The organism is Crossiella sp. SN42, from assembly GCF_023897065.1.
Lineage (GTDB): Bacteria > Actinomycetota > Actinomycetes > Mycobacteriales > Pseudonocardiaceae > Crossiella.
Genome location: NZ_JAMHIV010000001.1, coordinates 59,968 through 83,341, shown reverse-complemented (window position 1 = coordinate 83,341; position 23,374 = coordinate 59,968). Strand labels below are relative to the sequence as shown.

Annotated in this window: 17 protein-coding genes; 14 read left to right on the top strand and 3 right to left on the bottom strand. The window is 70.0% G+C overall.

Annotation, left to right across the window (positions count from 1 at the left end; all coding sequences use genetic code 11):
- Window positions 1-50: 50 nt before the first annotated feature.
- Window positions 51-257 (top strand): hypothetical protein, encoded by a 207-nt coding sequence (locus M8C13_RS00340; RefSeq protein WP_252478359.1) that lies wholly within the window; start codon window positions 51-53, stop codon window positions 255-257.
- Between the two features lie 12 nt (window positions 258-269).
- On the opposite strand, the gene M8C13_RS00335 is transcribed toward M8C13_RS00340, so the two are convergent.
- A complete protein-coding gene (locus M8C13_RS00335) occupies window positions 270-1,136 on the bottom strand; it encodes a helix-turn-helix transcriptional regulator (RefSeq protein ID WP_252478358.1) in 867 nt (288 codons plus the stop codon).
- A gap of 118 nt (window positions 1,137-1,254) precedes the next feature.
- Here M8C13_RS00335 and M8C13_RS00330 point away from each other — a divergent pair, with 118 nt between their 5' ends.
- The 3 genes from M8C13_RS00330 (at window position 1,255) to M8C13_RS00320 (ending at window position 3,911) form a co-directional block, all read left to right on the top strand.
- Window positions 1,255-1,950, top strand: a complete 696-nt coding sequence (locus M8C13_RS00330) for a type 1 glutamine amidotransferase domain-containing protein (protein WP_252478357.1) — start codon at window positions 1,255-1,257, stop codon at window positions 1,948-1,950.
- Between the two features lie 63 nt (window positions 1,951-2,013).
- Entirely contained in the window at window positions 2,014-2,637 is a 624-nt protein-coding gene (locus tag M8C13_RS00325) for a TetR/AcrR family transcriptional regulator (protein WP_252478356.1), read from the top strand.
- Window positions 2,634-3,911, top strand: coding sequence for a glycosyltransferase (locus M8C13_RS00320; protein WP_252478355.1), 1,278 nt, complete (start codon window positions 2,634-2,636; stop codon window positions 3,909-3,911). Before M8C13_RS00325 ends, M8C13_RS00320 begins: the two co-directional genes overlap by 4 nt.
- A gap of 31 nt (window positions 3,912-3,942) precedes the next feature.
- Here the strand turns inward: M8C13_RS00320 and M8C13_RS00315 are convergent, their stop codons facing one another.
- Window positions 3,943-4,950, bottom strand: coding sequence for a hydroxyacid dehydrogenase (locus tag M8C13_RS00315; RefSeq protein WP_252478354.1), 1,008 nt, complete (start codon window positions 4,948-4,950; stop codon window positions 3,943-3,945).
- A gap of 169 nt (window positions 4,951-5,119) precedes the next feature.
- On the opposite strand from M8C13_RS00315, the gene M8C13_RS00310 reads away from it, so the two are divergent.
- The 3 genes from M8C13_RS00310 to M8C13_RS00300 are packed head-to-tail and all read left to right on the top strand — an operon-like array spanning window position 5,120 to window position 8,625.
- Entirely contained in the window at window positions 5,120-6,079 is a 960-nt protein-coding gene (locus tag M8C13_RS00310; RefSeq protein WP_252478353.1) for a sugar ABC transporter permease, read from the top strand.
- Complete coding sequence (locus M8C13_RS00305; protein WP_252478352.1) at window positions 6,076-6,954, top strand: carbohydrate ABC transporter permease; 879 nt, start codon at window positions 6,076-6,078, stop codon at window positions 6,952-6,954. The genes M8C13_RS00310 and M8C13_RS00305 overlap by 4 nt, the downstream gene beginning before the upstream one ends.
- Before the next feature lie 30 nt (window positions 6,955-6,984).
- Window positions 6,985-8,625: an extracellular solute-binding protein gene (locus M8C13_RS00300; protein ID WP_252478351.1), complete on the top strand. Its 1,641-nt coding sequence runs from the start codon at window positions 6,985-6,987 to the stop codon at window positions 8,623-8,625.
- A gap of 16 nt (window positions 8,626-8,641) precedes the next feature.
- Here M8C13_RS00300 and M8C13_RS00295 read toward each other — a convergent pair whose 3' ends face one another.
- The gene (locus M8C13_RS00295) at window positions 8,642-9,712 is read right to left on the bottom strand and encodes a LacI family DNA-binding transcriptional regulator (RefSeq protein WP_252478350.1); all 1,071 of its coding nucleotides are present in this window, start codon (window positions 9,710-9,712) and stop codon (window positions 8,642-8,644) included.
- Window positions 9,713-10,007: 295 nt separating this feature from the next.
- Between M8C13_RS00295 and M8C13_RS00290 the strand changes: the two genes are divergently transcribed.
- The 7 genes from M8C13_RS00290 to nhaA all read left to right on the top strand — a co-directional run bounded on the left by M8C13_RS00290 (window position 10,008) and on the right by nhaA (window position 23,368).
- Window positions 10,008-12,734, top strand: coding sequence for a Tat pathway signal sequence domain protein (locus M8C13_RS00290; RefSeq protein ID WP_252478349.1), 2,727 nt, complete (start codon window positions 10,008-10,010; stop codon window positions 12,732-12,734).
- A 51-nt stretch (window positions 12,735-12,785) separates the two neighbouring features.
- Complete coding sequence (locus M8C13_RS00285) at window positions 12,786-14,627, top strand: hypothetical protein (RefSeq protein ID WP_252478348.1); 1,842 nt, start codon at window positions 12,786-12,788, stop codon at window positions 14,625-14,627.
- A gap of 67 nt (window positions 14,628-14,694) precedes the next feature.
- Complete coding sequence (locus tag M8C13_RS00280; RefSeq protein ID WP_252478347.1) at window positions 14,695-15,981, top strand: DUF1565 domain-containing protein; 1,287 nt, start codon at window positions 14,695-14,697, stop codon at window positions 15,979-15,981.
- Between the two features lie 4 nt (window positions 15,982-15,985).
- On the top strand, window positions 15,986-17,824 hold the full coding sequence (locus M8C13_RS00275) for a family 43 glycosylhydrolase (protein ID WP_252478346.1): 1,839 nt from the start codon (window positions 15,986-15,988) through the stop codon (window positions 17,822-17,824).
- Window positions 17,825-18,020: 196 nt separating this feature from the next.
- A complete protein-coding gene (locus M8C13_RS00270; protein ID WP_252478345.1) occupies window positions 18,021-21,182 on the top strand; it encodes an RICIN domain-containing protein in 3,162 nt (1,053 codons plus the stop codon).
- A 75-nt stretch (window positions 21,183-21,257) separates the two neighbouring features.
- A complete protein-coding gene (locus tag M8C13_RS00265) occupies window positions 21,258-21,980 on the top strand; it encodes a spermidine synthase (RefSeq protein ID WP_252478344.1) in 723 nt (240 codons plus the stop codon).
- A gap of 98 nt (window positions 21,981-22,078) precedes the next feature.
- Complete coding sequence (gene nhaA, locus M8C13_RS00260; RefSeq protein ID WP_252478343.1) at window positions 22,079-23,368, top strand: Na+/H+ antiporter NhaA; 1,290 nt, start codon at window positions 22,079-22,081, stop codon at window positions 23,366-23,368.
- Window positions 23,369-23,374 lie beyond the last annotated feature (6 nt).

Here is a 23,374-nt window from a genome sequence, read left to right as displayed (position 1 = left end):
GTCAACACCAAGGGCGCGGCCATCCGCTCTCCGCCGACTTCCCCCGGCACATGCGCAGCCTCGCCCGCATCTTCGCCGGCCGGGCCGACGGGCCGCCGCTGTACGTCACGGTGTTCCAGGAGGTCAACAAGTTCGCCTGCATGAACGGCGTCTACGCCGACGAGCCCCCGACCACGGCCTACTACCGGGCGCTGATGGACCGGTACCTGGACTTCATCAAGGACGTGGTGCGCCATCGCGGCCGGGAACCGCGATGACCCGCTGACTCGTCATCGCTCGATCGAGGCAGCGGCCGTCCAACTGGCGAGCAGGTTCATCGCCCGCCGGGACGGTGACCCGTCTTCGGTGGTGTAGACGAACAGGGTGGTGTCCGGGTCGCCGGGCAGCGTGAGGGTCTCGTACTCGACGGTCAGGTCCCCGGCCAGCGGGTGGCGCAGCCGTTTTGAGCCGTGCGTGCGCTGGTGCACCCGGTGCTGTTCCCACCACTGGCCGAACTCGCGGCTGTGCTGGCGCAGCTCGGTGACCAGCTCGACGGTCGCCCGGTCCTCGGGGTCGCGGCCGACCTCGAACCGCAGGCTTTCCACCGCGGCCCTGGCCTGGTCCGGCCAGTCGGCGAACAGCGACCGGGCGTCCTCGTCGAGGAACATCCAGCGGGCGTAGTTCCGTTGTGCCGCAGGCATCTGGTCGAAGTCGGTGAACAGCGCCTTGGCCATCCGGTTGGCGGCCAGGATGTCGGTGCGGCGGCCGAGGACCAGCGCGGGTTCACCGTCCAGGGCGTCCAGCAGCTGGTAGAGCCCCGGGCGTACGCGCTGCACGCCGCGGGCCGGCTGGCGCACCGGTCTCGTGGTCAGCCCGATGAGGTCTGCCAGGTGGGCGCGCCCGGCGGCGTCGAGCTCGAGCGCGCGGCCGATCGCCGCCACCACCGCCGCGGACGGCACGATGCGCCGCCCCTGCTCCAGCCGCGCGTAGTAGTCGCTCGACACCCCGGCCAGCCGCGCGACCTCCTCGCGGCGCAGGCCAGGCACCCTGCGCACCCGTCCGTCCGGCGGCAGACCCGCCCGCGCCGGGTCGACCTGGGCGCGGGCGCGCCGCAGGAAATCGGCGAGTTCGCGGTTGCTGTCGGCCACGCGACCCATTCTCCCGGACTGCGCTCCCGCGTGCCTGGACCTGTGCGTCCTAGGCAGCCGGGTCCGAGGTTCCACAGGGCGCGAGATGAGCCGCGGCAAGGGATTCCGCTCCGGCAGGCTTGAGAACATGAGCAAGATCCTGATCGTCATGTCCGCCGCCGACACGTGGGAGCGCACCGACGGCTCGTCCTACCCGACCGGTTACTGGGCCGAGGAGCTCGCCGCGCCGCACGAGAAGTTCGTCGAGGCCGGGTACACCGTCGACTTCGCCTCGCCCGGCGGCGTGCGGCAGCCGCTCGACGAGCACAGCGCCAACCCGGAGATCGCCGGCCCGGACTGCGCCCGGTACGTCGGCTACGCCGAGGAGGTGTTGAGCGTGTTCGGCCCGCTGCGCAAGCTCGGCGAGGTCGACCTCAACGACTACGCCGCGGTGGTGCTGCCCGGCGGCCACGGCCCGGTGGTCGACCTCCACCAGGACGCCGACCTCGGTCGCCTGCTCACCGAGGCGGACGCCGCCGGGAAGGTCATCGGCGCGGTCTGCCACGGCCCGGCCGGCCTGCTGTCCGCGGTGGACGAGGAAGGCAGGTGGCTGTTCGCCGGCCGGGAGATGACGGCGTTCACCGATGAGGAGGAACAGCTGTTCGGCACGGCCGAAGCAGCGCCGTGGCTGCTCGCCAGCCGGTTGCGCGAGCTGGGGGCCAAGCATGTCGGAGGCCCGGCCTACCAGGCCTTCACCGTTCGGGACGGAAACCTGTTCACCGGCCAGAACCCGGCGTCCAGCGCCCCGATGGCCGAGGCCATGATCGCCGCCCTCCGCCAGTGACACCACCGCCTGCTGACATCGAGCTCTCGACACGCGACTGAACAAGTGTTTAGTATCCTGTTCATGCGTTCAGTCGACGACCTCACCGCGCGAGCCCGGATCCGGGATGCCGCGCTGGCCCGCTTCGGCGCGGACGGCGTGGCGGGCACGAGCGTGCGCGCGGTGGCCGCCGACGCCGGGGTGTCACCCGCGTTGGTGTTGCACCACTTCGGCTCCAAGGACGGCCTGCGGCAGGCCTGCGACGAGCACGTGCTCGCCCTCATCCGCTCCGGTGGCGAGCAGGCCGATCCCGCCGACCTCGGCGCGCTCACCGAGCTGCTGGCAGCCGCCACCCCGGTCCGCCGCTACCTCGGCCGGGCGCTGCTGGACGGCTCGCCTGCCGCGGCCACGGTGTTCGCCGAGATCGTCGAGCGCACCGAGCGGTGGCTGGCCGACGGCGAGGCCGAGGGCTGGGTGCGGCCGACCGAGGACGCGCGGGCACGGGCGGTGACCTACGTGTCCTGGCTGCTGGCCCCGCTGGTGCTGGGCGAGCAGGTGAGCAGGCTGCTCGGCGGTGACGTGGCCGAGACCGCGACCTCGGTGCGCGGTGCGCGGGCCGGGCTGGAGATGTTGACCCATGGACTGTTCGCCGCCGACCGGTGGCTGACCGCGTTCACCTCGGTGGCCCGGACGGAGCGACGCCGGTGAAGGCCTTCCTGGTCACCCACGGCACCAGGGGTGACGTGCAGCCCTTCCTCGCCTTGACGGTGGCGTTGCGCGCCGCGGGGCACCAGGCGAGGCTGGCCGCTCCGGCCTCCTTCGCCGCGCAGGCGGCCGAGCACGACGTGGACTTCACGCCGCTGGACGAGGGCCCGAACCGCCTGCTGACGGATCCGGCGGCGCGGGAGGCCATCGAGACCGGCTACCGGGGCGTGCGGGGCAAGATCAGCGCGTTGCGGACCCTGCGCCGGATCAAGCCGCTGATGTCGGCGGTGCTGCGCGATCTGGGCCGGGCCGCGTGGCGGGAGGCCGATGTTGTGGTGCACTCCCCGGCGCTGCCCGCCCAGCACCTGGCCGAACTCCTCGGTGTGCCCGCCGTGCTGGCGACTCTGCAACCGGGCTGGGTGCCCACCGCGCTGTTCCCGTGCCCGATGGTGCCGCTGCCCCGGCTGCCCCAGGCACTCAACCGGGCCACCTACCTGGCGGTCACGGGCACGCTGCGCGCCCACGCCGGGGTGGCCAACGCCTGGCGCACCGGCGCGCTGGGCCTGCCGGCCAGGCGTGGCGGGCACGACGTCCTGCACGCCGCCGACGGAGCGGATCGCCTTGTCCTGCAAGCGTTCAGCCCGCACGTGACGCACACGGACCCGGCCTGGCCGGAGTCGGTGCGCACCACCGGGTTCTGGTACCTGCCCGCCGCCGGTTCCTGGTCACCGCCGGAGCGGCTGAGCCAGTTCCTGGGCGAGGGCCCGCCGCCGGTCTACCTCGGCTTCGGCAGCATGGCCGGTCAGGCCCAGCGCACCGGGACAATCGTGGCCGAGGCGGTGCGCCGGGCCGGGGTCCGCGCGGTGCTGGCCACCGGCTGGGGCGGCATCGCCGCCGTCGAGGACTCGCCCGAGGTGCTGGTGATCGAGGCGGCGCCGCACGACTGGCTGTTCCCGCGGATGAGCGCGGTGGTGCACCACGGCGGCGGCGGGACCACCGGCGCGGCGCTGGCCGCGGGCCGCCCGCAGGTGGTGTGCCCGTTCGTGGCCGACCAGCCGCACTGGGCGGAGCGGATGCACGCCGTCGGCGTGGCCCCGGCCCCGGTGCCCCAGCAGCGGCTCACCGCCGAGGGTCTGGCCGCCGCGATCACCGCGGCCGTCCAGGACGCGGCGCTGGCCCGGCGGGCCGGGGAGCTTGGCCGGGTGGTCCGCGCCGAGGACGGCGTCACCGCGGCGGTCCGGGCACTCGAAGAACACCTTGCGAGCGAAGGGAAGTAGCGGGAGAACTCCGCCCTGGACTCTGCGCCGGTCAGGCGATCCGGTGCAGGTCGCCGGCGCGGATGGCACCGTGCAGCGGCTCGCCCCCGGCGAAGCGCGCGACCTCGGCCACGGTGAACTCGCCCAGGCGGCGCAGCTCGTGTCCTTGTGAACCGGCCAGGTGCGGGGTGACGAGCACGTTCGGCAGCCGCAGCAGTGGGTGGCCGGGCGGCAGTGGGTCGGGATCGGTCACGTCGAGCACGGCGTCCAGACGGCCGGTCGCGCAGTGGCGGGTGAGGGCGGCGGTGTCCACCAGGGATCCGCGCGCGGTGTTGACCAGGGTCGCGCCGTCCTGGAGCAGGGCGAGCCGCCGGGCGTCGAGCAGGTGGTGGGTCTCCGGCAGCGCCGGCGCGTGGACGGAGACCAGCTCGCTGCGGCGGCACAGCTCGTCCACACCGACCAGCTCCGCGCCGAGTGCGCCGGCTTCCCGCTCGGTGACATAGGGATCGGCGAGCAGGAGCCGGACGTGGTGCGCACGCAGCCGGTCCAGCACGAGCCTGCCGGTCCGCGAGGCGCCGATGATCCCGATCGTGCGGTCAAAAAGCCCGGTGCCCGCACCCGAACGCCAGTCGCCTGCCGTGCGGTCCTGGGCGTACCAGCTGGCCCGGGCGAACACTCGTTTCGCCGCGAAGACGATGGCGGACACCGTGTACTCGGCGACCGGCACCGCGTTCGCCTGTGCGGCCGAGGAAACAGCGACGCCGTGGGCGAAGACCGCGGGGTCGACATGTCCTTTCACCGACCCGGCCGCGTGGATCACGGCGCGCAGCCGCGGCGCGGTGGCCAGCACGGCACTGTCGATGCGCGGGCACCCCCAGCCGGTCACCAGCACGTCCACCTCGCCCAGCACGGACGCGGCTTCGGGTGTCTCGAAGGAGGTGAGGGCCGGACCCGGCGCCAGCCGCACCAAGGTGCGCAGTCTGGCCAGCAGGTCCGGGGGGAACAGGTCCGGCAGCGCCCAGGGCTGCATGGCGAGCACCGCGACAGGACGTTCCGGCACGGATGGATCTCCCTCCGGGGGCGATGGCGAGGTAAAACGTTTACTACGATAGACGTCCTGGTCTGGCAAGGATACGGCGTCCACCATTGACCCAGGGATGTAACCGTTTTATCTTCTGGGTCACCGTGTGCTGGTCGAGGGTGATCACAACGAGGGGAGGGCACCGAGGGTGAGTGCGGTCGAACCGGGGCGCCCCTCCCGTCAGGTGCCACGCGCCAGGGAACGGGGACACCGCGGCCGGATCCGCCGGGACTGGGCGCTGCTGGTCGTGATGGCGCCCGGCCTGCTGTACTTCCTGGTCTTCCACTACGGCGCGCTGTTCGGGAACGCGCTGGCCTTCCTCGACTACGTGCCGTTCCTGGGCATCGTGGACAGCACCTGGGTCGGACTGGCCAACTTCCGGCAGATGCTCGGCGATCCGCAGTTCTGGCACGCGGTGGCGAACACGATCATGATCGCCGCCCTCCAGCTGGTGTTCTTCTTCCCGGCTCCGCTGGCCCTGGCGCTGCTGCTGCACAGCCTGGTCGGCTCGACCGTCAAGCGGTTCGTGCAGAGCGTGGTCTACCTGCCGCACTTCCTGTCCTGGGTGGTGGTCGTGGCGCTGTTCCAGCAGATGCTCGGCGGAGCCGGCGTGGTCAACGGCTGGCTGGGCGAGCTGGGCCTCGGGGCGGTCCACGTCATCGGCAACCCGGAGGCGTACAAGCCGCTGGTGGTCGTGCAGCTGATCTGGAAGGAGTGCGGCTGGGCCACGATCATCTTCCTGGCCGCACTGTCCCAAGTGGACGATCAGCAGTACGAGGCGGCGGCGCTGGACGGCGCGGGCTGGTGGCGCAGGCTCTGGCACGTGACGCTGCCGGGTATCCGTCCGGTGCTCGTGCTGCTGCTGGTGCTGCGGCTCGGCGAGTTCCTGGAAGTCGGCTTCGAGCAGTTCTTCCTGCAACGGCAGGCGGTCGGGCCGGAGGCGGGCGAGGTGCTCGACACCTTCGTGTACTTCACCGGGTTCGCCAACGGCGAGTTCGGTTACGCGGCCGCCGCCGGACTGTTCAAGGGGCTCATCGGCGTGGTGCTGGTGTACACGGCCAACAAGGTCGCGCACCGGCTCGGTGAACAGGGGGTGTACCGGCGTTGAGGGCGAGATATCCGGCGTGGCAGGGCAGGCCCGGTCCGGCGCTGCGGCTGGCGAAGGCGGTGGCGCTCACCGTCGTCGTGCTGCTCGTGCTGTTTCCACTGTGGACGGTCGTGGCGACGAGCCTGGCCTCCGCCCAGGACGTGGTGGCCAACGGCGGCTGGGTGATCTGGCCGGAGCGGGTCACCTTCGGCGCGTACGCCGAGATCCTGGCCGGCGGAGTGGTGACGCGGGCGCTGCTGGTCAGCGCGGGCGTCACGGTGATCGGCACGGCACTGAGCCTGGCCTGCACGGTGTGCCTGGCCTACGCGCTGTCGCGGCCGCACGTCTACGGCGGCCGGCCGATGTTGCTGCTGATCCTGTTCACGTTCCTGTTTCCGCCGGGGATGATCCCGCTGTTCCTGGTGGTGCGCGGCACCGGCCTGTTCGACTCCTACGCCGCGCTGATCCTGCCGTTCCTGATCAACGTGTTCAACCTGGTCGTGCTGCGCGGCTTCTTCCAGTCCATCCCGGCCGAACTGCTGGAAGCCGCCCGCATCGACGGCGCGGGCGAGCTGACCATGCTGTGGCGGATCGTGCTGCCGCTGTCCAAGGCGGTGCTGGCGGTGGTGAGCCTGTTCTACGCGGTCGCCTACTGGAACCGCTTCTTCGAAGCCATCATCTACTTCAACGACCAGACGAAGTGGCCGATCGGCACGGTGCTGCGCCAGTACGTCACCGGCGGAGCCGACCTCACCGGCGAGTCGACGGTCACCTCCGCGCCGCAGTCGACACAGATGGCGGTGGTGGTCCTGGCCGTCGCGCCCATCGTGTGCGTCTATCCGTTGCTCCAACGCTATTTCGTCACAGGCGTGCTCACCGGCGCGGTCAAGGCCTGAGCCAACCTGCAACAGAGGAAGGAGCCACGCATGTCCGCTCACCTCAGCCGACGGTCGTTGCTCAAGCTCGCCGGTGCGGGCGCGCTGGCCACCGTGGCCGGACCCGCGCTCACCGGCTGCGGCACCGGACCCACCGGCAACGTCGGCAACGCCGGCAAGGACGTGGTGCCGTGGCCCACCTACGTGCCCTTCCCCGGCCCGGCGCCGGATGCGCCCGGCGACACCTCCGGCGTGCAGCCGCTGTACCTGAACTACCCGCAGAACCTCGTCCGGTCGGTGCCAGAAGCGCCGGGGGACGGCTCGGACGTCACCGCGATGGTCATCACCTACGGCGCCCCGCCCAAGCCGTTGGCGAGCAACCAGTTCTGGCAGGCGATCAACAAGGCGCTGAACGTCAACCTCAAGGTCGTGGTCGTCCCGGACGCCGAGTACGGCCAGAAGATGGCCACGCTCATGGCCTCCGGTGACGACCTGCCCGACATCATCATGTTCAGCAACCTTCAGCTGCCCCGCTCGCACGAGTTCGTGCAGACCCGGTGCGCCGACCTGTCCGGGTTCGTCGGCGGCGACGCGGTCAAGGACTATCCGAGCCTGGCCAACATCCCCACCTACGCCTGGCAGAGTGTGGGCCGCATCGGCGGCCGGATCTACGGGGTGCCGCTGGAGCGTCCGAAGCCGGGCAACAGCCTCTACCTCAACCGCACGGCGTTCCAGCAGGCCGGTGTCCCGCGGGAGTGGGGCACGGAGGAGTTCGTGGCCGCGATGACCAGGACCTCGGGCGGCAGGCGGTGGGGGATCGGTGGCTCCAAGAGCCTGTTCGGCGGCTTCGGCTCGATCGCCTACCACGCGGGCTCGCTCGGTGCGCCGAACGCCTGGCAGTTGCGCGACGGCCAGTTCGTCAGCACCCTCACCACCCCTCAGTTCGAGGAGGCGCTCGGGGTGATGCGCAGGCTGGCCGAGAAGGGCGCCTACCACCCGGACAGCCTCACGATCAGCGCGACCGACCTGAAGACGTTCTGGTACAACGGTTCCGTCCTGTCGCTGACCGACGGTTTCGGCGCGGTGGCGAGTGAGACGATGGACGGCATCAACCGCCGGTTCGAGTTCGACCTCGCCCGCCCGTACGGGCCGAACGCGACCCCCTGGCAGGGCGCGGGCATCTTCGGCTACGTCACGTTCAAGAAGGCCAGCGCCGACCGGATCAAGATGCTGCTGCGCATCTCCAACTACCTCAGCGCCCCCTTCGGCAGCTCCGAGTACGAGCTGGTCAACTACGGCGTGGAGGGCGTGCACTTCACCAAGGAGGCCGGCGGGATCAGGACCACCGACCTGTTCAAGGTGGAGAACAACGTCAACCTGCCGATCAAGTACCTCGGGGTCGCGCCTGCCGTGCTGCACCTGCCCGGCTACCCGGAGGCGGCCAAGGCCGTGCACGAGTGGGAGAAGGCGGTGCTGCCGAAGAGTGTGGCCGACCCGGAGACGGGGCTGCGGTCCGCGACCCGCACCAGCAAGGGCGCCGAGCTGACCAGGACCGTCGGCGACGCGATCGGGGCCATCGTGTTCGGTCGCAAGCCGGTGTCCGCCTGGAAGGACGCGGTCACCCAGTGGCGGCAGGCCGGCGGTGACAAGGTCGCCGAGGAGCTGGCCAAGGAGCACGCCGCCGCCAGGTAGGTCCGCCGGGCCGGCCTCAGGAGACGCGGGGGCGGACCGAGTCGCGGATCACCAGGTGCGTGCCGAGGACGACGCGCGGAGGGGTGCCGCCGCGTGCCTCGTGCTCCAGCGCGAGGCGCACGGCGGTGCGGCCGATCTCCTCGTGCGGCAGGTGCACGGTGGTCAGGTTGAGGTCGAGCGAGGGCTGGAGGTCGTCGAAGCCCACCATCGACACGTCCTCGGGCACGCTGAGCCCGTGCTCGGCCAGTGCCCGGCAGGCGCCGCCCGCGATGAGGTCGTTGAGGGCGAAGACCGCGGTGAAGTCGAGCGGACCGGTGGCCAGGCGCTCCCTCATCATCCGGTAACCCTCGTGCCACTCCATCGCGCTGCCCCCGACCTCCAGCGCCGGGTCGAGCGGCACGCGGTGCGCGGTCAGCGCCTGGCGGTACCCGGCCACCCGGCCTTCGGCCGTGGTGTAGCCGGGACGGTGGCCGAGGCACAGGATCCGCTCGTGTCCCGCGGACAGCAGGTGGCTGGTCGCCGCGAACGCGCCACCGGTGTTGTCGTACTCCACCACGACCGCGGGCACATCGGGACCCAGCGACGGGCGGCCGCACAGCACCAGCCGGGAACCGATCGCGGCCAGGGCGTGCGCGTACTGGCTCATGCGCTGCCGGTACTTCTCATCGGCCACCACGTTGCCGACCAGGATGACCGCCTCGGCGTGCTGCTCCCGCATGAACTTCACCATGGCGAGCTCACGCTCGGGATCGCCGCCGGTGGTGCCGATCAGGCACAGCCGGCCCTCGACGGCGGTCTGGGCCTCCACGCCCTGGGCGACGTGCGCGTAGTGCGGCGAGACCACCGAGTTGAGCACGATGGCGACGCTCTTGGCGGAGCTGCCTGCCAGGGCACGGGCGTGCGCGTTGGCCACGTAGTCCAGTTCCTCCACCGCGCGCAGGACCCGCTTGCGGGTGGCGGGTGCGGCCGGGTAGTCGCCGCTGAGGATCCGGGAGACCGTGGCGACGGACACCCCGGCCCGCTCCGCCACCTCGCGGATCGTGGACCGCCGTCGGCCGTCCGCTGGTTCGCTCGCCCGTCGTGTCATGGTCCACCGGCCCTTCCCGGCACCGCGGCACCGGGAACGTTGTTTCAGGAAACGGTTACTGAACCAGTTATACCCCAGTGCCGCCGGTGTCGTTCGCAGGCCAGCCGTGTAGGACGACAGGCGGGTTAAACCGGTTGTACCGGTGGATCGAGCTGCGGAGCTGAGGGCTGGTGCGCCGAACGTCCAGTTTTGTCAAGGCGGAACGTGGCGGCGGGTATTGACTTGATCAAGAAATTCTTGGTTCGCTGCTCGGCAATAGTAAACGTTTTAACATCACCTCTGGTGGAGGGCGACGATGCCCGAACTGTCCCGCCGCGCCCTGCTGCTCGGCGCCGCGATCACCGGTGCGGCCAGCGGGCTGCGCGCACCCTGGCAGGCCGCCGCCGCACCCGGCGGCCAGTCACCCGCACCGGTCCCCGCGGCGGAAGCGGGGGTGTCCCTGCGCTGGCTGGAAAGCGAGGCGCCCCAGGCACTTGTCGGCACCACCTGGGGAGTGCCGTGGCCACGGGGCACCCTGCCCGTGGGCAGCGAGTTGTCCCTGACCACCACGACCGGCCAGGCCGTGCCGGTGCAGACCTGGCCGATCGGGTTCTGGCCGGACGGCACGGTGAAGTGGACCGCGCACGCGATCGGCACGGAGGTCAAGCCCACGCAGGAGTACCTGCTGCGCAAGGGAAAGCCCGCGGCGCCCGCGGCCCCGTTGCGGGTCACCGAGAACGACGCGGCGATCGAGGTCGACACCGGCGTCATCCGCTGCCGGATCGCCCGCCGCGGGCGGGTCCTGGTGCCGTCGATCTCCAGGGGGGAGCGGACCATCGCCACCGGCGGCACGCTGGTCTGCCTGCGCAAGGACAGCGCGGACGACGCGCCCGAGGTGGTGCGCACCGAGCGGTTCACCGCCGAGGTCCGGGCGGTGACCGTCGAACAACGTGGCCCGGTGCGCGCGGTGGTGCGGGTCGAGGGCGTGCACCGCGCCGACCGGGGCCGCCGGGAGTGGCTGCCCTTCACCATCCGGCTGTACCTCTACGCAGGCAGCGACGGCATCCGGATGGTGCACACCTTCATCTTCGACGGCGACGAGAAGAAGGACTTCCTCGCCGGCCTCGGCGTCCGCTTCCAGGTGCCGATGACCGACCAGCCGCACGACCGGCACGTGCGGTTCGCCGGGGACGGCGACGGCGTGCTCAGCGAGGCCGTCCGGGGCATCACCGGTCTGCGCCGCGACCCCGGCGCGGCGGTGCGGCAGGCGCAGGTCGCCGGACGGGCGACCCCCGCACTGTCCACTTGGGACACCCGGGTGAGCGGCAGGCTGGCCTACGTCCCGGCCTGGGGGGACTACAGCCTGCGGCAGCTGTCCGACGGCGGCTTCGACATCCGCAAGCGCACCCGGGCCGGCCACGGCTGGATCCAGGTGGACTCCGGCCGCCGGGCCGCCGGCCTGGGTTATGTCGGCGGCATCAGTGGCGGGCTCGCCTTCGGCATGCGCGACTTCTGGCAGCTGCACCCCGCGCAGCTGGACATCCGCGGTGCGGCCGGGGCGGCCGCGGAGGTGACGGTCTGGCTCTACTCGCCCGAGGCCACGCCGATGGACCTGCGCTTCTACCACGACGGGATGGGCCAGGACACCTACCCCGAACAGCTGGAAGGGCTGGAGATCACCTACGAGGACTACGAACCCGGCTTCGGCACGCCGTACGGGATCGCCCGCACCACCGAGCTGTCGTTCTGGGCACTGGGGGCCACGCCGTCGGCCGAGCGGTTCGCCCAGCTGGCCGCGGCCACCCGCACGCCACCGTTGATCGTCGCCCCGCCCGCGCACCTGCACAGCGCCGGTGTCTTCGGCGACTGGAGCCCGGTCGACCGCGGCACCCCGGCGCGGCGGGAGATCGAGGACCGGCTGGACTTCCTCTTCGACCACCACCGCGACCAGGTCGAGCAGCGCGGCTGGTACGGGTTCTGGAACTACGGCGACATCATGCACAGCTACGACCCGGACCGGCACGTGTGGCGCTACGACATCGGCGGGTACGCGTGGGACAACTCGGAACTCTCGCCGGACCTGTGGCTGTGGTACCAGTACCTGCGATCCGGGCGCGCCGAGGTGTTCCGGTTCGCCGAGGCGATGACCCGGCACACCGGCGAGGTGGACGTCTACCACCTGGGCAAGTGGCGCGACCTCGGCACCCGGCACGGTGTGCAGCACTGGGCCGACAGCGCCAAGCAGCTGCGCATCAGCACCGCCGCGTACCGCCGGATCTTCTACTTCCTCACCGCCGACGAGCGGGTCGGCGACCTGATGCGCGACCTCGTCGACGGCGACCGCACCTTCCTCGTGCTGGATCCGATCCGCAAGATCCGCACCGAGCCCTACGAACCGGATCCGCACGCGCTGTCGGTCTCCCTCGGCACCGACTGGAGCGGTCTGGCCGCCGCCTTCCTCACCGAGTGGGAGCGCGGCGGGGACCCGGTCGCGCTGCGCAAGCTGCTGGCCGGTGCGCGCAGCATCGGGGCGCTGCCCAACGGCTTCATCCAGGGCAACGGACTCTACGACCTGGACACCGGGGCCTTCGCACCGGCGAAACCGGCCGTCTCCGTCGGCGCGCTCGGCGCGGTGTTCGGCCTGGTCGAGATCTGCAGCGAACTTGTTGGCCTGCTCGACATCCCGGAGTTCACCCGGGCCTGGTTGCAGTACTGCCGGCTGTACAACGCCACGGCCGAGGAGCAGAAGGCCGAGACCGGTCAGTCCTTCGGCAGCCTGAACCTGCGACAGGCCCACTCCCGGCTGACCGCGTTCGCCGCGGCGAAGACCGGCAACGCCACGCTGGCCGCCAGGGCGTGGCAGGAGTTCTACGCCGGTCACGCCGGCTATGCACGCAACGCACCCTGGCGCTCGGTGCGGGTCGACGGCCCGGCCGTGCTCAAACCGGTGGACGAGGCGAGCTTCGTCTCCACCAACGCCAGCGCCCAGTACGGCCTGGCCGCGATCCAGTGCCTGGCACTGGTCGGAGATCACCTGACCTGATCCCGCAACCCTGCCCCTGCGCCCTGCCCTGACCCTGCCCAGGGAGGATTCATGAAACTGTCCAAAAAGGTCTCGATAGCCGGGGCCGTGGTCGTCCTGCTGTCCGCGACGACGGCTGCCTCGGTCAACGCGGCGCCGCCAGACGGTGTCGCGGCGGCGGCCGCCAGACCGATGGAGAACCTCGGCCGCGGCGTCGTGGCCGTGCGGTCGAGCAACACCGCTGTGCTGGTCTCCTGGCGGCTGCTGGGACTCGACCCGGACGGCATCGGGTTCAACGTGTACCGGTCCACCGCGGGCGGCCAAGAGGTCAAGCTCAACCCCGCGGTACTGACCGGAGGCACCAACTTCACCGACTCGACCGCGGACCTGACCCGGTCGAACAGCTACCGGGTGCGACCGGTGGTCAACGGCGCGGAGCAGCCACCGAGCGGCGCCTTCACCCTGACCGCCAACCACGCCGTCGAGCCGGTCGTCCGGGTGCCGCTGCGTGCCGGTGGACCGGTGAAGTTCGTCTGGGTCGGTGACCTCGACGGCGACGGCGAGTACGACTACGTCCTGGACCGCCAGACCTCGCCGCAGACGCTGGAGGCCTACCGGCGCGACGGGCAGCTGCTCTGGTCGGTCAACATGGGACCGAACAGCACCAACCAGAACAACATCGAGGGCGGATCGGCCACGATCAACGTCGGCCACAACGACGGCGTCACCGTCTACGACTTCGACAGCGACGGCCGCGCCGAGGTCGCGGTGCGGATCGCCAACGGCGTCCGCTTCGGCAACGGCGCCACGTTCACCAACAGCGACAACAACCGCCAGTTCATCGCGATCCTGGACGGCATGACCGGCGCGCCGCGCGCCACGGCTCCGGTGCCGACGGACTACCTGCGCGACGGCCCGATGTACGCCCGGTTCGGCGTTGGCCACCTCGACGGCGGGCGGCCCAGCCTGGTCGCCTTCATGAAGAACCGGATCGGCAACGGGGCGTTCAACCTGATGATGGGCGCCTGGCAGTTCGACGGCCAGTCGCTGACCCAGCAGTGGAAGTGGTTGCGCGGCAACCAGAACACACCCGACGGGCACAACACCCGGGTCATCGACGTCAACGGCGACGGGACCGACGAGGTCGCCGAGATCGGGTTCGTGCTCAACGGGAACGGCACCCTGCGGTACTCCCTCGGCCCGGCGGGCGTCGTCCACGGTGACCGCTTCCACATCGCCAAGATGGACCCCAGCCGCCCAGGCCTGCAGGGCTATGGCGTCCAGCAGAACAACCCCAGCGGGCTGCGCGAGTACTACTACGACGCCAGTAACGGCTCCATCATCTGGCGACACTCCGCCTCCGGCACCGCCGACGTGGGGCGCGGTATGGCTGGCGACATCGACCCGCGGTTCCCCGGCATGGAGGTCTGGTCCTTCTCCGGCCTCTACAACGCACCGGCCAACCGCCTCACCGAACCGAACACCTCGCTGCGGCCGTGGCCGCAACTGGGCCTGTGGTGGGACGGCGACCTGACGATGGAACTGCTCAACGACGGCAAGTTCGAGAAGTGGGACCCGGACAACCCCACGCCCACCAACGGCCTGCGGCGGCTGCTCAACACCTCCAGCTACGGCGCGGTCGACGCGAGCCAGGACGTCCAGCCCACCTTCTACGGCGACATCCTCGGCGACTGGCGCGAGGAAGCCGTCTACACCAACGCGCGCCACAACGAGCTGATCATCTTCACCACCAACCACCCCACGAGCACGAGGCTGTACACGCTGGCGCACAACCCCGCCTACCGCAACGCCATGACGCTCAAGGGGTACATGCAGTCCCACCACGTCGACTACTTCCTCGGCGCCGGCATGAGCCGACCGCCGCAGCCGAACATCACTTACGCAGGCAGGTGACGCTGTGAGAACCGCGAAGTTCATAACCCGTGCCCTCCTGCTCCCGGTGATCACGGCAGCCCCGCTCGTGCTGGCCGCCGGCCCGGCAGCCGCGAGCGGCGCGGCGGCAGGGAACGTCTACTACGTGGCCCCGAACGGCAATGACGCCGCGGCGGGCACCCAGGCCGCCCCGTGGGCGTCGATCGCTCGTGCGCAAACCATTGCCAAGGCAGGTGACACGGTCTACTTCCGTGGCGGCAGGTACGCGTACACCCGTGCGAACAGCGCCTGCGCGAGCCAGACCGCCAGGGTCGACGCGATCACCCTGAACAAGAGCGGCAGCTCGGGCAACCCGATCCGGTACTGGGCTCATCCGGGGGAGAAGCCGGTCTTCGACTTCTCGCGCATGACGGACAACTGCCGCATCAAGGGCTTCAGCGTCACCGGCAACTGGATCCACCTCAAAGGACTGGAGGTCACCGGTGTGCCGCAGAACAACAACCGCAACGCCGAGTCCTGGGGGATCTGGATCTCCGGCAGCAACAACACCTTTGAGCAGATCGACACCCACCACCACATGGGCACCGGCCTGTTCATCAACGGCGGGGGCGGCAACCTCGTCCTCAACTCGGACTCGCATCACAACTACGACCTGCGCAGCAATGACAAGCCGGGCGAGAACGCCGACGGCTTTGGTTCGCACTACACGCCGGCCGGCCGTCCCGCGAACGTGTTCCGGGGATGCCGCGCGTGGTGGAACGCCGATGACGGGTTCGACCTCATCTCCACCTACTCGCCCGTGCTGATCGAGAGCTCGTGGGCCTGGCGCAACGGCTACGTGCCGGGGACGACCACGAGTGCGGGCAACGGGGCCGGTTTCAAGGTGGGTGGCTTCGGCCGCGAGTACGACGCCGGGGCGGTGAAGCACACCGTCCGCTTCTCGGTGGCGTTCCTCAACAAGGCGGCGGGTTTCTACTCCAACCACCACCCGGTGGCCAACGACTACTTCAACAACACCAGCTACGGCAACCGCCCCGACTTCGACATGCGCGGCATCAACTCCAGCGGTGCTTCCGTGGGCCGGGGCAACCTGCGCAACAACATCGCCTACACCGGCACGCTGCTGGCGAACATGAACGGCACGACGGCTTCGCACAACTCCTGGAACCTCGGCGTTCCGTTGTCGGACGCGCAGTTCCGGAGTGTGTCGACGGCCGGCTGGGACGTGGCCCGGCAAGCCGACGGCAGCCTGCCCGTGCTGCCCCATCTCCGCCTTGCGGCCAACAGCGCCCTGGCCGACAAGGGCACCAACGTGGGACTGCCCTTCAGCGGGAGTGCGCCGGATCTCGGCGCCTTCGAGAACGATGGAAGGTGACATCTTGAGGCAAAAATCGCGTGTCGCGGCGAAGTACTGGAAGTTGTCCGCCACCGCACTGTTGTCCGTGGTGCTGGCGGTGCCGCTGATCGCGAGCACCGCGGTGGCGGAGGCACCGGCGGTCCAGACACAGGCGAGTCAACTATCGGCGTCGGAACTCCAGGACCAGGACGCCGCGGCCGCTCCGGCGGTGGAACGCGGCCTTGAGTTCCTGGTCTCGGACTACCAGACCCGCGTTCCGTCGAAGTACACGGCTGACTCCTGGGCACCCTTCGCCAAGGCGCTGACCACCGCGGCCGAGGTCGCGGGCAACCGGTCGGCCACCGAGCCGGAGGTCGCCAGCGCGAAGACGGCACTGATGACCGCCGCCGCCGAGCTGAAATCCGTTGACGAGGGCACGTTCCAGACCATCACGAACAACACCTTCTGGAACGACACCAGCGGCAACCCGATCTACTCGCAGGGCGGCGGCGTCTTCAAGTTCGGTGACACCTACTACTGGTACGGCGTGCACTACGCCGGCGCCGAGCTCTACCGGGCCAACCCGACCAGGAAGTACGACGGCGACGTCAGGTTCGTCTCCATCCCCGTGTACTCCTCGAAGGACCTGGTGAACTGGAAGTTCGAGAACCGGGTCGCCACGCGCTCCACCGGCGTCGGCAGCGGCGCCAACATGGGTGGTGCGGGCTGGGTCGGGCGACTCGGTGTCACCTACAACGAGAACACCGGCAAGTACGTGCTGGCCACACAGATGTGGCACACCGGCCGGGGCGGGCACGGCGTGCTGCTGCTGCAGGGCGACTCGCCGACCGACACCTTCGACTACGGCTACTTCCAGACCCAGATCACCAACTCGCCCACCACGGGCACCGGTGACCAGACCGTCTTCACCGACGACGACGGCAAGGACTACCTGATCTTCTCCAACCGCGAAGGGCGTTCGCGCGGCTTCGTGGCCAAGTTCCGGGAGTCCGACTCGCTGCGGATCGAGCCAGGCGTGGAGATCCGCCGCGGCGCCGGTCGCGAGGGCAACGCCATGTTCAAGCTCGACGGCAAGTACTACCACGCGGCGTCGGCCCTGCACGGCTGGAACACCTCGGTCAACTACGTCAATGAGTCGACCAGCGGCAACGTCCAGGGCTCCTACAGCAGCGAGTACGTCCTCCCCGGCACCGAGATGGACTACAGCCACGTGACCCAGACCGGGTTCTTCGTGACGGTCAAGGGAACCAAGCAGAGCACGGTGATCTACGCGGGTGACCGGTGGGCCGACTTCGCCTGGAACGGCATCGGGTACAACCAGTGGGTGCCGATCACCAAGACCGGCGCGCGGCCCCAGTTCCACTCGGTGAGCCAGTGGGAGTTCAACGTCACGACCGGGGAGTGGCGGGTCGGGCCGCGGAACAACTACGTCCTCAACCCCGACTTCCAGGCCGACCGGATCATCGTGTCGAACCTGACGGGGTGGACGAGCTTCCGGGAGTCCGGGCCGAGCTCGCTGGTGACCAACGTCAACGGTGGCGCGAACGGAAGTCGCTTCGGGCTGCGGGTGGGCGCTACCCAGTCCTTCGCGGGCGGGGTGCGGCAGCGGGTCACCGTACCGGCCGGCACCTACACACTCTCCTTGTCCGCCAAGACCTCTGGCTCGCTCAGTGCCGCGCAGGTGACGGTCACCGACGCCGGCGGCAACTCGCGCACGCTCAACGTGCCGGCCTCCGGCGGCTGGACCCGTCGTGAGCTCACGGGCATACCGCTGACCGCGGGCGCCGTCACCGTCACCGTCCGGGCGGCCGGTGGCAACGGGTACCTCTTCGTCGACGCCCTGGGACTTGTCAAGAACTAGCGGGTGACTTCCACCCCGGCCACCAGCGCCGGGGTGGAAGTCCTGCCGCGCGACAGGGTGTCGAATCGACTGACGTTCGACGAACTCGCGTCGAAACGGGCCGAACCGAGAAGGCCGTGGCCAAAACCCTTGCGCCAGTGGGAAGTAAGCGCTTTCCTAACATTAGGTCCGTCCGCTGCCCGACAGGAGACCTGCTGTGCATCGCCCACCCGTTCTGGCTCGCGCCCGCAAGGTTCTGTGCGCGGTGTCGCTGTCCGCGCTGTTCCTGGCCTCCGTGCTGTTCGGGGCGCTGGTCAACCCGCCGGCGAGCCTGGCCGAGGACGCCCCGGCGCCGGTCACCATGAGCAACCGCGCCACCGGCAAGCTCATCGACGGCGCCGGTCGCACGACCGAGGGCGCCAACGCGGGCCAGTACACGAGGTCCGGCAGCGACAACCAGCTGTGGACGATCGAACCGGCCGGAACCCACGTCCGGATCAAGAACCGGGCCACCGGGCTGTACCTGGACGGCATGGGCCGCACCGCCGACGGGTCCGTCTGCGGTCAGCGCAGCGGCTCGGCCGACGACAGCCAGCAGTGGACCAAGGAAGCCGCCGGTGACCACGTCAAGTTCCGGAACCGGGCGACCGGGCTGTACCTGGACGGCGCCGGGCGGACCGAGGACGGCGCGGACCTCAAGCAGTACGGCGCCAGCAGCGGCTCCGCCCAGCAGTGGACGGTGTCCGAGACCGACCACCGGATCGTGCTCGACGGGCGCGACATCAAGGCAGGCAACGTCAACGGCCTCACCTTCAAGGGCTTCGGCCTGCTCAGTGCGAACGGCACCAGCGAGCTGCTGATGGACTACAAGTCCCAGCACCCGGCCAAGTACGCCGAACTGCTCCAGACCTTGTTCGGCGGCCCGAGCCCGGTGCTGACGAACGTGAAGGTCGAGATGGGCAACGACCGGAACAACTCCACCGGCCCGGATCCGGCCACCATGCGGTTGGAGAATGACGCGCCGAACGTCAAGCGGCATCAGGGATTCCAGCTCGCGGCCGACGCCAAGAAGGTCAACCCCGGCCTCAAGGTGAGCATGCTGCGCTGGAACGCCCCCGCGTGGGCGAACAACAACGACAAGATCTACACCTGGTACAAGAAGTCGATTCTCGAGGCATACCGCACCTACGGGTTCATGATCGACTACGTCAACCCGGGCCTCAACGAGCACACGGCGGACCTGGCCTGGAGCAAGCGGTACGCCAGTCTGGTCAGGACGGACACCACCGGCTTCGCCAGCGCCACCGAGCGGGCACTGTACAACCGCATCCAGGTGGTGATCTCGGACGAGGCCGGGCTGGGCAGCTTCGGCGGGGCGATGGTGAGCGACGCCAGCCTGCGCGAGGCCGTCGCGGTCGCCGGATACCACTACAACCCCGACGACGACAGCGCGGGCAACTTCAAGCGGTTGGCGCAGGTGTTCGACAAGGAGGTCTGGAACAGCGAGGCGCAGGCCACCTTCGGCAACTCGGCCTTCCGCCCCAACAACAACACCAAGGACCCGACCGTGCCGGGGACCGGCATCGGCGGCACGTACAGCGCGCTGGAGATGGGCAACACGATCATCAAGGGCTTCACCAACTCCAACCGCACGAACTTCATCTACCAGCCGGCCGTCGGCTCCTTCTACGAAGGCGAGCAGTACGGTTTCAAGGAACTGGTCAGCGCACGGGACCCGTGGTCGGGCTGGATCCACTACGACGCGGGCATCCACATCCTGCGGCACTTCAGCTGGTTCGCCAAGACCGGCTGGGAGAACCCGGGCAACACCGAGGGGATCTGGCGAGCCGTGCCGCAGGCCAGCCGCACCGGGGCCGCGGGCACGAACCCGGTCAACGGGCGCAACGGCACCCCCAGCTACCTGACGATGGCCGCGCCGGACAAGCGGAACTTCTCCACGGTCTTCATGAACGACAGCGAGTACCCGCAGACCTACCGCATCAGCACCGCGAACATGGCCTATACCGGTGCGCCCGCACTGGAAACCTGGGAAACCCGTGCGGCCGAACGGGGACAGGCGTTCAACGCCGGCTACCTGAAGTACCTCGGCAACGTCACCGCAGGCGCCGACGGCGAGTACACCGTCAAGGTCAAGCCGTACTCGGTGGTCACCGTGACGACGTTGGCGCGGCACACGAACCCGGCGTACCGGGCGCCGCTGCCGGTGGAGGGCGCGCGCACTGTGCTGGACACGAACGCCTCCGGTTCGGGTCACCACACCCGGGACAACACCCTGTACGCGGACGACTTCGACTACACCGGCAAGCGCGTTCCGGTGATCGGGGCCGGCGGCGCGATCGTGGGCAGCGAGGACTTCATCGCCTCCCGCGGCGGATCAAAGAGCGCGATCCCGTTGTACGCCAGCGATCGCAACGGCGCTTTTGAGGCCCATCGTCCGGACGGGTCCACCAACTACGTCCTCCGCCAGCAGCTCGACCGGGCGATCAACGGGCTCGGCGGGGCGTGGAACGGCGGCGACCCGGTCACCCGGATCGGCGATGGCCGGTGGCTGAACTACGAGGCCGCCGTGGACGTCTCGTTCGAGAACAACGGTCTGCAGAACGGCGCCAACTACGCCGTCCTCGGGGTCCGGCAGCAGCAAGGCGATGCCGGCGCGCCCTACAAGCTGAAGTTCACCTTCGACGGTGGCTGGCAGCTGATCGTCAACAACACCGTGACCGCCAGCGGCAACGTGGTCAGCGGCGCGGGCGGGGTGCGCATCCCGGGGTTCAACGCGGCCCACAACGCCTGGCACCGGCTCGCCCTCAAGGCCGCGGGCAGTGAGGTGACAGCTTCACTCGACGGGGTGACACTGGCCCGGCACACCGATCCGGCGGCCAAGCTCTCCGGCCGCGTCGAGATCGGCAGCGGCTACTACCACACCAGGTTCGACAACCTCCGGGTGCGCACCGTCGACGGCTTCGCACCGTACTACGCCGAGCTGCTGGACAACCTGGAGATGCACGACCTGGCAGCGGTGCCCACCACCAAGCTCGTCTACGGCGGACCGTGGGCCCACGAGAGCGGCAAGAGCATGTACAACTACCAGCGGACGCTGTCCACGAACCAGGGACCCGGCGCGACGCTGAGCTACACCTTCAGGGGAACCGGGCTGGACATCAACGGGCCCAACAACGGTTCGGCGGTGCTGGAGGTGACCGTGGACGGACGCGTGGTGGACAGCGCGGCCCGCACGACGGCATCGCGCGAGTTCTACCAGGCCTTCACCCTTCGCGGGCTTCCCGCCGGCGAACACAACGTGCAGATCAAGGTGCGCAGCGGCACCCTGGTCGTGGACGCGGTCGCGGTGGTCGGCTAGGAACGATGGCGGGGCTGCGGCGGCCGGTCGTGGGCACCGGGTAGCCTCAGCCCCCCCGCGTTCCGAAGGAGACAGTTGAGCTCGCGTTTTCAGGTGCTGGACTGGTGTGAGACCTCGTTGGGTGTGCTCATGCTGCGCCGCCGGTGGGATCCCGCCGTGGACCGGGAGGTCTACGAGATCAAGCTCAACGACGAGTTCCTGATGTCGAGCTTGTTCACCGTCGCCGAGGTGGAGCTGGCGCACCTGGCCCTGGCGGAGCTGCCGGAGCAGCCGCTTGACGTGCTGGTGGGCGGACTCGGGCTGGGCTGCACCGCGAAGGCGGTGCTGGAGCACCCGAACGTGCGGTCCCTGTTCGTCGTCGACGCGCTGCCCGAGGTGATCGGGTGGCATCAGCGAGGGCTGATCCCGGCCGGAGCGGAGATCACGGCCGATTCGCGGTGCGAACTGGTGCACGGCGACTTCTTCGCGATGTCGCGGTCCCCGGCCGGGTTCGACCTGGGCGTGCCCGGACGGCGGTGGCATGCCATCGTCGTCGACATCGACCACTCGCCACGGCATCTGCTGCACGCCGGCAACGCCGACTTCTACCAGCCCGATGGCCTGCGGCGTCTCGCTGAACGACTGCACCCCGGCGGGGTGTTCGCGCTGTGGTCGAACGATCCGCCGGACGAGGAGTTCACCGCCGTGCTCGGCCAGAGCTTCGTGGACGTGGCAGCCAAGATCGTCAACTTCCCGAACCCGTTCCAGGACCGCGAGTCGGCCAACACGGTGTACCTGGCGAGGAAGGTCCCCCTCTGACAGGTCGGGATCGGCTCCGGCCGCCCTGCGCGACGGCGTCCGACGGGTGATCATGGACTCCAGCCAGTCGAGCCACCACGTCCACGCCGGGGAGCTCCATGTCCGACGGCAGCAGCCGCCATGTCCGCGTGTTCAGCCGAGCGTCCTGGCCAGAGGTCGAACGGGTCCGGGAGATCCTCCGCAAGGAAACCGTGGGCGGGGCGCTGTTGCTCGTCGGCGCGGTACTCGCCCTGGTCTGGGCGAACTCGCCGTGGGCGGAGTCCTATGCCGCCCTGCGCGAGATCGAGCTCGGGCCGGCCGCGCTGCACCTTGACCTGCCCCTGCACGCCTGGGCCGCCGACGGCCTGCTGGCGATCTTCTTCTTCGTGGCCGGGCTGGAGCTCAAGCGCGAGTTCGTCGCCGGGGACCTGCGGGACCCACGGCGGGCCGCGGTCCCGGCCGCGGCCGCGGTCGGCGGCGTGCTCACCCCGGCCCTGATCTTCACCCTGACCAATCTGGGTGACGCCTCGGCCCTGCGCGGCTGGGCGGTCCCGACCGCGACCGACATCGCCTTCGCCCTGGCCGTGCTGGCGGTGATCGGGCACAACCTGCCCTCCGCGCTGCGCACGTTCCTGCTCACCCTGGCGGTGGTGGACGACCTGATCGCCATCGTGATCATCGCCGTCTTCTACACCGGGGAGCTGTCCGTGCTCCCGCTGCTGCTGGCGCTGATCCCGTTGGCCCTGTTCGGTTTCCTGGTGCAGCGCCGGGTGCGCTCGTGGTGGTTGTTGCTGCCGCTGGCCGCGGTGACCTGGGCGCTGGTGCACGCCTCCGGGGTGCACGCCACCGTGGCCGGGGTGCTGCTGGCCTTCACCGTGCCGGTCATCCGCCGCTACGGCGAGGGGCCTGGGCTGGCCGAGCACTTCGAGCGCCGGTTCCGGCCGATCTCGGCCGCGGTGGTGGTGCCGGTGTTCGCCTTCTTCGCCGCCGGGGTCACCCTCGGCGGCCTGGACGGCCTGCTCGTCTCGCTGTCCGACCGGGTCGCCCTGGGCATCATGGGCGGGCTGGTGCTGGGCAAGGTCGTCGGCATCACCCTGGCGACCTTCCTGGTCTCCCGGTTCACCCGCGCCGAGCTCGACGACGACCTGTCCTGGGTGGACGTGATCGGCTTGGCCCTGCTGGGCGGGATCGGGTTCACCGTCTCGCTGCTGATCGGCGAGCTGGCCTTCGACGGCACCACGCACGCGGAGAGCACCAAGGTGGCCATCCTCGCCGGGTCGATCCTGGCGGCGTTGCTGGCCACGGCGGTCCTCATGGCGCGCAACCGGGAGCACCGCCGGATCTGTGCGGCCGAGGAGGTTGACTCCGACTCCGACGGCATTCCTGACGTGCACGAGAACGACAGGTAGCGCCCG

Excerpts from the sequence above, each read along its gene's own strand:
- M8C13_RS00300 (WP_252478351.1), top strand. The coding sequence starts at position 6,985 with ATGTCCGCTCACCTCAGCCGACGGTCGTTGCTCAAGCTCGCCGGTGCG.
- M8C13_RS00285 (WP_252478348.1), top strand. The coding sequence starts at position 12,786 with ATGAAACTGTCCAAAAAGGTCTCGATAGCCGGGGCCGTGGTCGTCCTG.
- M8C13_RS00290 (WP_252478349.1), top strand. The coding sequence starts at position 10,008 with ATGCCCGAACTGTCCCGCCGCGCCCTGCTGCTCGGCGCCGCGATCACC.
- M8C13_RS00335 (WP_252478358.1), bottom strand. The coding sequence starts at position 1,136 with ATGGGTCGCGTGGCCGACAGCAACCGCGAACTCGCCGATTTCCTGCGG.
- nhaA (WP_252478343.1), top strand. The coding sequence starts at position 22,079 with ATGTCCGACGGCAGCAGCCGCCATGTCCGCGTGTTCAGCCGAGCGTCC.
- M8C13_RS00330 (WP_252478357.1), top strand. The coding sequence starts at position 1,255 with ATGAGCAAGATCCTGATCGTCATGTCCGCCGCCGACACGTGGGAGCGC.
- M8C13_RS00295 (WP_252478350.1), bottom strand. The coding sequence starts at position 9,712 with ATGACACGACGGGCGAGCGAACCAGCGGACGGCCGACGGCGGTCCACG.
- M8C13_RS00325 (WP_252478356.1), top strand. The coding sequence starts at position 2,014 with ATGCGTTCAGTCGACGACCTCACCGCGCGAGCCCGGATCCGGGATGCC.
- M8C13_RS00340 (WP_252478359.1), top strand. The coding sequence starts at position 51 with ATGCGCAGCCTCGCCCGCATCTTCGCCGGCCGGGCCGACGGGCCGCCG.